At 63.7% G+C, this 8,628-nt stretch carries 8 protein-coding genes; 6 read left to right on the top strand and 2 right to left on the bottom strand.

What is annotated here, in order from left to right:
- Positions 1-83: 83 nt before the first annotated feature.
- The gene (locus DEA8626_RS11720) at positions 84-1,229 is read right to left on the bottom strand and encodes a Do family serine endopeptidase (RefSeq protein ID WP_108853233.1); all 1,146 of its coding nucleotides are present in this window, start codon (positions 1,227-1,229) and stop codon (positions 84-86) included.
- A 400-nt stretch (positions 1,230-1,629) separates the two neighbouring features.
- On the opposite strand from DEA8626_RS11720, the gene DEA8626_RS11725 reads away from it, so the two are divergent.
- The 6 genes from DEA8626_RS11725 (at position 1,630) to DEA8626_RS11750 (ending at position 8,367) form a co-directional block, all read left to right on the top strand.
- Entirely contained in the window at positions 1,630-2,301 is a 672-nt protein-coding gene (locus DEA8626_RS11725; protein ID WP_108853234.1) for a winged helix-turn-helix domain-containing protein, read from the top strand.
- Between the two features lie 4 nt (positions 2,302-2,305).
- Positions 2,306-3,697: a sensor histidine kinase gene (locus tag DEA8626_RS11730; protein ID WP_108853235.1), complete on the top strand. Its 1,392-nt coding sequence runs from the start codon at positions 2,306-2,308 to the stop codon at positions 3,695-3,697.
- A gap of 205 nt (positions 3,698-3,902) precedes the next feature.
- Positions 3,903-5,072, top strand: coding sequence for a 4-hydroxybenzoate 3-monooxygenase (gene pobA / locus DEA8626_RS11735; protein ID WP_108853236.1), 1,170 nt, complete (start codon positions 3,903-3,905; stop codon positions 5,070-5,072).
- Between the two features lie 317 nt (positions 5,073-5,389).
- The gene (locus DEA8626_RS11740; protein WP_108853237.1) at positions 5,390-6,424 is read left to right on the top strand and encodes a TRAP transporter substrate-binding protein; all 1,035 of its coding nucleotides are present in this window, start codon (positions 5,390-5,392) and stop codon (positions 6,422-6,424) included.
- A gap of 61 nt (positions 6,425-6,485) precedes the next feature.
- Positions 6,486-6,983 (top strand): TRAP transporter small permease, encoded by a 498-nt coding sequence (locus DEA8626_RS11745; RefSeq protein ID WP_108853238.1) that lies wholly within the window; start codon positions 6,486-6,488, stop codon positions 6,981-6,983.
- Positions 6,976-8,367, top strand: a complete 1,392-nt coding sequence (locus tag DEA8626_RS11750; protein WP_108853239.1) for a TRAP transporter large permease — start codon at positions 6,976-6,978, stop codon at positions 8,365-8,367. The genes DEA8626_RS11745 and DEA8626_RS11750 overlap by 8 nt, the downstream gene beginning before the upstream one ends.
- Positions 8,368-8,469: 102 nt before the next feature.
- Here the strand turns inward: DEA8626_RS11750 and DEA8626_RS11755 are convergent.
- Positions 8,470-8,628 (bottom strand): 3-keto-5-aminohexanoate cleavage protein (locus DEA8626_RS11755; protein WP_146188866.1); only part of this gene is annotated, 159 nt, incomplete at its 5' end.

The following is an 8,628-nucleotide window of genomic DNA, read 5'->3' on the forward strand; positions in this document are numbered from 1 at the left end:
GGGCATGAGCGTCCCGCGCGTGCGGGCATCGTCAGCGGAACCCGAGTACAAGGGGGACTTGCGGCGGTCCGCTGACGAAGGGATCAGGCGTCGTGCGCGCTGCGGTTTGCGAGCGTGACGTCGAGCGTCAGGCGCTCACCCCTGCGCAGCAGCTCGATCTGCGCCGCCGTGTCCGGTGCCTCGCCCGCGACCGCGCGTGTCAGGTCGCGCACCTCGTTGATGGGCTTGCCGGCAAAGCTCAAAACGATGTCGCCGGATTTCAGGCCCGCCTTCGCCGCAGGGCTATCCGGCATCACGCTTTCGACGACCGCACCCTTGGCCGCGTCGTAGCCGAGCACACTGGCCACTTCGTCGGACATCGGTTTTATCTGTACCCCAAGCCAGCCGCGATCGATCTTGCCGTCGTCCTTGATGTCGTCGACGATCGTCTTGACCATCTGCGAAGGCACCGCGAAGCCGATCCCAATCGACCCGCCGTCGGGCGAGAAGATCGCGGTGTTCATGCCGATGACCTCGCCATCCGCGTTAAAGAGCGGCCCGCCCGAGTTGCCCCGGTTGATGGCTGCGTCGGTCTGGATGTAGTCGTCGAACGGCCCGGCCTGGATGTCGCGCGCTTTGGCGGAAACGATACCCGAGGTGACCGTGCCGCCCAGACCGAAGGGGTTGCCCATCGCAATGACCTCGTCGCCCACCCGGACGGAGTCGGAATTGCCGAATTTGACCGTCGGAAGCGGCTTGTCGGCGTCGACGTTCAGAAGCGCGATGTCGGTCAGCGGATCAGTGCCGACGACATTGGCATCGAGGGTTGTCCCGTCGGCGAACTTGATCCGCACCGTCTCGGCGCCGTCCACAACGTGCTGGTTGGTGACGATCAGACCATCCTCGGAGATGACGAAGCCGGAGCCGACGCCCTGCTGCGCCTGTCCGTTCGGCGTGCCGGGCATTCCCGGCATGTCCGGCATCATCCCGGGCGGCAGCCCGAACCGCCTTTGGAATTCTTCAAGGGGGAAGCCTTCCGGCATCTGGCCTTCGGCGTTGGCAGGTGCGGCCTTCGCGGTCACTTCGACATAGACGACTGCGGGAGAGACCTTGGCGACAAGGTCTGCATACCCCCCAACGGGAACCGCCATCGCAGCCGAAGGCGCAATGACGGTAAGGCTCGTGGTGGCGAGCGCCGCAGCCAGTACGGTGGCGGCAACGCGAGGCGCGCGGTGTATTTTGGTTTGCATGAATCTGCTCCAGATCACGGGTTCTTTGGCAGGATTGTGGCCGGCCCGCCTGCCGTTCGGATGATCGGAGCTATACAGATTCGTAATGTCACGCGCCTGTGATGGATGCTGTGATGGCGCCTTACGAACAGGTAGTCACACCGCAATTCAAGCTTGAGGTGCAGTCGCCAATTACTGGTGATGGAGACATCGTGGGACGGACATCGTCGATGCCTGTCCTGCCGGTGGCGCCAGCCGAAAAGTCTAGGTCAATCGGTGCAGGGCGGCGTGAGTGAGGCCGCGAAAGACTTGCCAAGGGCGGGCGCAGGCATACGTTTGCTGTCATGGGGCCGTCGGACGCCGGGTAAGAGACGGTGGCGGCCAGAGGCCTGTTGGTGGGAACGCACGGCACGGAACTGACATGCACATACTCGTGATCGAGGATGACAGGACGACAGGCTCTTACATCGCCGAGGGCCTGCGGGAGGAGGGTCATGTCGTCGATCTCGTGCCCGACGGCCGCGACGGTCTGATCCGCGCCTCGGCAACGCCCTACGACGTGCTCGTAGTCGACCGGATGCTGCCGGGGATCGACGGGCTGTCACTCATCAAGATCCTGCGTGGGGCGAAGAACCATACGCCGGTCCTCTTCCTGACGTCGCTCGGCGGCGTGGACGACCGGATCGACGGACTGAATGCCGGCGGGGACGACTACCTCGTCAAGCCTTTCGCATTCGGCGAGCTTTCCGCCCGCATCGCGGCGCTGGCCCGGCGGCCACAGATCGCGCAGGAAGAGACGGTTCTCTGCGCCGGCGACCTTGAGATGGATCTGATCCGACGCAAGGTCTCCCGCGCGGGCGTCGAAATTGATCTGGTGCCGCGGGAATTCGCGCTTCTGGAGCATCTGCTGCGCCGCAAGGGCCGGGTGCAGACGCGCACCATGCTGCTCGAAGCGGTGTGGGACATCAGCTTTGACCCTCAGACCAACGTGGTGGAAACCCATATCAGCCGGCTGCGGTCGAAGGTCGACAAGCCTTTCGACCACGAGTTGATTAAGACCATCCGCGGCGCCGGCTACCGGATCGAGGGTTGAGCCGGTGGCCCGTCAGCGATCGTCCATCCTGGAGTCCACCCCGCTCAGGCTTACGGTCGCGCTGATCGCGCTTTTCGCGATCGTGTTCCTTCTAACATTCGCCGCCACCTATACGATCACCCGCTCTGCGATGTTGACATCCCTGAACGACTCTTTGGTGCAGGAGATGACTGGTTTCCGTGCTGCGCCTTCGGCCGAGGCGCTGTCGGCGCTGGTGCGCTCGCAATCCTCGGTCACCGATCCCAAGCAAAAAATTCTGAGCTATCTCGCACCTGGCGGCTTCGTCGCAGGCAACGCCGCGCTGCTGCCCGAACGGGAGGGATTCCGTGCCATTGCCCTCGGCAGCACTACCGGAGACGGTAGCGGCGAGATCGACGGGGAGTATTTTACCCTGACCGAGCGGCTGCGCGGCGGGCTCATGACCATCGCGTTCAGCGCCGCTCCGGTCGACGAGTTGGGCGCGACCTTCATCCGGGTCTTCTTGTTCAGCCTTCTGCCCACAACCGCAATCGCACTGTGCGGCGGGCTGCTGCTAGCGCGTCGCTCGGCCCGTCGGCTCGATGCGCTTGAAACGACGCTCGATCGTCTCACGGCAGGCGACCTGAAGGCGCGCGTCCCGACGCTTCCCGGGCGCGCCGACGACCTGACCCGGATCGGCGAGCGGATCGACCGAATGGCTGTCTCGCAGGAGGCGCAGGTGTCGGCGCTGCGCCAGGTCTCCGCCGATATCGCGCACGACCTGAAGACTCCGATCCAGCGCGTCTCGGTCATGCTCAACCGGCTGAAGGATGACAAGCGGCTGCCATCCGAGGCGGTCGAGATCGCGAACCAAGCTACAGCCGAGACCGACCGGATTGTCGCGATCTTCCAGGCGCTCCTGCAGATCGCGCAGATCGAAGGCGGTTCGCCTCGCGCGCGCTTTGCCGAGGTCGACATCGCGGCGCTCTCCGAGACCTTCGCCGAGGTCTACACGCCTGCGGCCGAAGAAAGCGGTCACCGGCTGGTCTGCAGCAGGCCGGCTGAGCCGGTGCGAGTCTCGGGAGACAAGACGCTTCTCGGTCAGGCGATCGCCAATTTGGTGGAAAACGCGCTCCGCCACACCCCGCCCGGTACAGTCGTGACTCTGGAGCTGGACTGTCAGGCGGGCCAGCCGGTGCTCAGCGTCGCCGACACCGGCCCCGGCATCCCGGAAGCTGAACGCGACAACGCCCTGCGCCGACTCTATCGGCTGGAGACGAGCCGGACGACGCCGGGGAGCGGTCTCGGCCTCAGTCTGGTCGCGGTGATCGCCGACCTGCACGGCGCCAAACTGTCGCTGGTCGACAACGCGCCGGGGCTGCGGGCGGAGCTTCGGTTCCCGCCCGTGGCGAAGTCGGAACATCGCCCTGAGCCGTAACCGCGCGCCTGCCCCAGCTATCCGCGCGGCAGAAATGGACCGGGTCCTTGAAGCCCTTCCGATAGTCGATCTCGGCCCGGTTGAACCGCCGAAATCATCGGCCGCATGCATTTTCGACTACTGCCAGTCATCGCTCTGCATTTTGCGTTTTTCGTGCCAGGTCGTGTCTTATGATCACCAATGGAGCGCGATCGGGAGAACCGGCATGAAGACACAGGTTGCCATCATAGGGGGCGGTCCGGCCGGACTTCTGCTGTCACAGTTGCTGAACCGGGCGGGCATCGCGACAATTCTCGTCGAGAAGCACTCACGGGCCCACGTACTGGCCCGCATCCGCGCGGGCGTCTTGGAGCAGAGCACGGTGGAACTCATGCGCGAGGCGGGTGCCGGGGCGCGGATGGACCGCGAAGGGTTGCCGCATGACGGCTGCAACCTGTCCACCGCGCACGGTATGTTCCGCGTAGATTTCAGTGAAGGCTGCAATGCGCAGGTGATGGTCTATGGGCAAACGGAGCTGACAAAGGACCTCTACGACGCGCAGGACGCAATCGGCGCGACAATTATCGACGAAGCGGAGGATGTCGCGCTGCACGGAGTTGATGGCGACGCGCCGAGCGTGACGTTTCGAAAGAACGGTGCGCCCCAGCGCATCGACTGCGACTACATCGCCGGGTGCGACGGCTTTCACGGCGCCAGCCGACCGACGATCCCGGCGGGCGTCCGCCACGAGTTCGAAAAGGTCTATCCATTCGGCTGGCTTGGCCTTCTGTCGCCCACTCGTCCAGCCGCCAAGGAGTTGATCTACGCAAACCATCCGCGTGGCTTCGCTCTCGCATCAATGCGGAGCCACAGTCTGTCGCGTTACTATATTCAGGTGCCGTCGAGTGCCCGGGTCGAGGACTGGTCCGACGAAGATTTTTGGGGGGAGTTAAAGAGGCGGCTGCCCGCGAGCGTTGCGGCGACGCTGGAGATTGGCCCGTCAATCGAGAAATCCATTGCGCCGCTCCGCAGCTTCGTGTCGGAGCCAATGCGCTGGGGCCGGCTCTTCATTGTCGGCGATGCAGCCCATATCGTTCCGCCCACCGGAGCGAAGGGCCTGAACCTTGCCGCTTCGGACGTGCGCTATCTTTACGAGGCGCTGACCGCGACGATCCTGAATGGCGATGTCCAGGCGCTCGACCACTACTCGGACCGGGCGTTGACGCGCATATGGGGCGCAATGCGGTTCAGCTGGTGGATGACCTCACTGCTACACCGATTCCCCGATCAAAGCGACTTCGACCAGAAAATCCAGGAAAGCGAGCTTCACCAGCTTGAGACGCTCCAAAGTGCACGCGCGACCATGGCCATCAACTACACCGGACTGCCCTATTGAACCGCCCGCGTCCGCCCATGCGAGCGGATGTCCTGCGCCAAAATCGGCCGCAATCGCCGGATCAGGCGGTCCGCTACACAGCGATCAGACACGCAGTCCGACCCGTGGCCAGTCTCGCCTCGTCCATGTCAAATCGCTGCTGCGGATCGTGTCGGGTCGCATGTCGGTCCGTCCGACCTGGCAAAGGAACCATTCGATATCAGAGGATTGCCATGAAATAGCGTGAGTATCGCTTGTCGCAGCGCTACTATGAGCGTCAACAATAAGGACGCACATTGAAAACGCCGTATGTCCGACACGTCCCCAGGGAGGATGAAATGAACCGGATCTTGAAGCTCATCTGCGCCACCGCCATGGCCTCCGTCGTCGGCTCGGCAGCGCCGGCTCAAGAGGTGACGCTTACCTTGCACCATTTCCTGCCGCCGGTCGCGAATGCCCACAAGGTGATGCTCGCGCCGTGGGCTGAGAAGGTGTCGGCTGACAGTGGCGGGCGCATAGCCATTGAGATCTTCCCGGCGATGTCTATGGGGGGCAAGCCGACCGAGCTTTACGGACAGGTTCGCGACGGCACCGCCGATATCGTCTGGACACTTCTCGGCTACACACCTGGCGTGTTCCCGCGCACGGAAGTGTTCGAACTTCCCCTCGTCCATGCCGGGTCTGCGACCGACACAACGATCGCGCTGAACGCCTCGCTCGACATGCTCGCCGAAGATTTCAAGGACGTGCATGTCTTGTTCCTGCATGCCCATGACGGCAATCTCATCCACTCGGCGACGACAGCGATCCGCACCTTCGAGGATGCCGCCGGCCAGAAGCTACGCACGCCCAGCCGCTCGGGCGCCTGGGTCATCGAGGCAATGGGCGCGGAGCCGGTCGGCATGCCGGTCCCGGCGCTGCCCGAGGCGATGTCGAAAGGCGTTGTGGACGGCGCGCTGATCCCATATGAAATTGCGCCCGCGCTGAAACTGCAGGAGCTCGATAAGTTCACGACCGAGTTGCCGGACGGAGGGCGCCTTGGCACATCCGTCTTCATGGTAGCTATGAACAAGGATGTCTACGAGGCGCTTTCGGACGATCTGAAAGCGGTGATCGATGCCAATTCCCGCACCAACATATCAGCCGAGATCGGTGCCATGTGGGAAGATTTCGAGCAGGGTGGAATCGATGTTCTCGCCTCGGCCGGTGTCGAGAGGATCGTCGTGTCGGAAGAGGAGGCTGCCAAGTTCAACGCGGCGAACGAAACCGTCGTGGGCCGCTGGGTCGACGAAGTGACAGCCAACGGCATCGACGGCGCGGCAATCGTCGAACAGGCTCGCGCGGCCGTGGCCGCCGCGAAGGCCGGAAACTGATCCGGATACCAGGGGGACCGTACCGTCCCCGACCCGAACTACCTGAGTCAGGGAGGGAGCCATGCCCGTCATTCTGGGGCGCTTGGCGGATGCCTTTGCCGTGCTTGGCGGCGCCATCCTGCTGATCATCGTCGGCGTCACGACTGCGAATGCCGGGGCATTCATCCTCGACCGCATCGCGGCCTTCTTCAGCGCCGATGTGGCGGGACTGCCGGGCTACGAGGACTTCGTGCAGCTCATGATCAGTGGTGCCGCCCTGATGTTCTTTCCCTATTGCCAGGCCCATCGCGGTCACGTCTCGGTGGACCTCTTCATGGAACGGATGCCTCAGGTGCTGCGGCGCCAGATCGACCGCGCCTGGCTTGGCCTGACCGCCGGCATGGCCCTGTTTCTGGCCTACTGGATGATCTACGGCCTCATTGAAGCGCGCGCCGACGGCGTGCTGACGAGCGTGCTTGGCTGGCCAGTCTGGCCGTTCTACCTGCCCGGCATCGCGTCGATGATCCTTTGGGCGCTTGTGGCGATGTCGCAGCTCGGCGAAGGCGCGAGACATGCCTGATCCGATTACCATCGGCATGCTCGGACTTCTCCTTCTATTCGGCCTTCTGATCCTTCGGATGCCGGTCGGAATCGCGATGATCACCGTGGGCGTCGGAGGAACCTGGGTGCTGAGCCTAGTTGTAGGCCATATCCGCTTCGTCCCCTATCTCCGTCAATTCAAGTCGCTCTTGTGGGAGAATGTGGCGAACTACGATCTCTCGGTCGTGCCGCTCTTTGTTCTCATGGGCTACATCGCGGCCGAGGCGCGGTTGTCGAGCGATCTCTTCAAGGGGCTCGAGGCGCTTCTGTCGCGGCTCCGTGGCGGCGTCGCGATGGCTGCGGTCGCGGCCTGCGGCGGGTTCGGCGCGGTCTGCGGATCGTCGCTCGCTACCGCCGCGACGATGGGCAAGGTCGCGCTGCCGGAACTAAAGGCGTTGGGCTACTCGCCGCGGCTCGCCTCGGGCGCCCTCGCGGCCGGCGGCACGCTTGGAATACTGATCCCGCCTTCGGTCGCGCTCGTCATCTATGCGATCATCGTCGAGGGCTCGATCCTCAAGATGTTCCAGGCAGCCGTCCTTCCCGGACTGCTTGCAGTGCTGGGTTTCATCCTCGTAATTGCGGTGCTGGTCAGGCTCAATCCCACACTCGCGCCCGCACCAAGGCCGATGGAGCGCGAAGCCCGGCGCATCGCGATTCGACGGCTCGTGCCGGTAATCGCGATTTTCAGCGCGATTATCCTAGGCCTTGGCTTCGGCCTGTTTACCCCGACCCCGGCGGCATCGATCGGGGTCTTCGTCATCACGGTCTACGGCTTTGTGCTGCGCGGCGTGACGGGCGAGGGTCTGACACTCTCAGGTCTGCTAAGTGCGATCCGGTCGACTGCGATCACGGCGGGCATGATTTACTTGATCCTGTTCGGTGCCGAAGTGCTGAAGGGCTTCTTCACCCGCACCGGCCTGCCGCAAGCTCTTTCAGACTGGGCGGCGACAAGCGGTCTCGATCCCATGAGCGTGCTCATCATCATGCTGGTGATCTTCATTGTCCTCGGCTGCTTCATGGAGAGCCTCGCAATGATTCTCGTCGTCGTACCATTCTTCTGGCCAACGCTGATAGCGCTCAACGGCGGGGATTTCGTCACGGCGGACAGCGCCGCCTTCGGGATGGACAACGACAGCCTGAAGATCTGGTTCGGCATCCTGGCGCTCATCGTCGTAGAACTCGGGCTGATTACGCCGCCGGTGGGCCTCAACGTCTTCATCATCTCGTCGCTCGCAAAGGACACGCCGATGGCCACTGTCTTCCGCGGCGTGCTGCCATTCCTCGCCGCCGAGTTCGTCCGGGTGGGCCTGATCCTGATGATCCCGGCGCTCACTCTCATCGTGCCGCGTCTTATCGGACATTGATCTGCCGGGGGCTGTGGGGCGCGCGGCGCGAGCCGCTACGGCGCGGGGACATCACTCAATCACCCTCGCATGCGGGCGACCAAGGTCTGATATGGCTACGCGCTAAGCCAGCTCAAGCAGTGCACGCGCGGCTTGCCAAGTCGCCACGGGTCGGTCGTACTTTTCGCAAAGCTCCGTCACTCGACGAACGAGCGCCGCGTTCGACGGCGCGAGCCGCTCCTTGTCGAGACGCACGTTGTCCTCGAGCCCGGTGCGCGCGTG

It is taken from the genome of Defluviimonas aquaemixtae, from assembly GCF_900302475.1.
GTDB classification, from domain to species: Bacteria; Pseudomonadota; Alphaproteobacteria; order Rhodobacterales; family Rhodobacteraceae; genus Albidovulum; species Albidovulum aquaemixtae.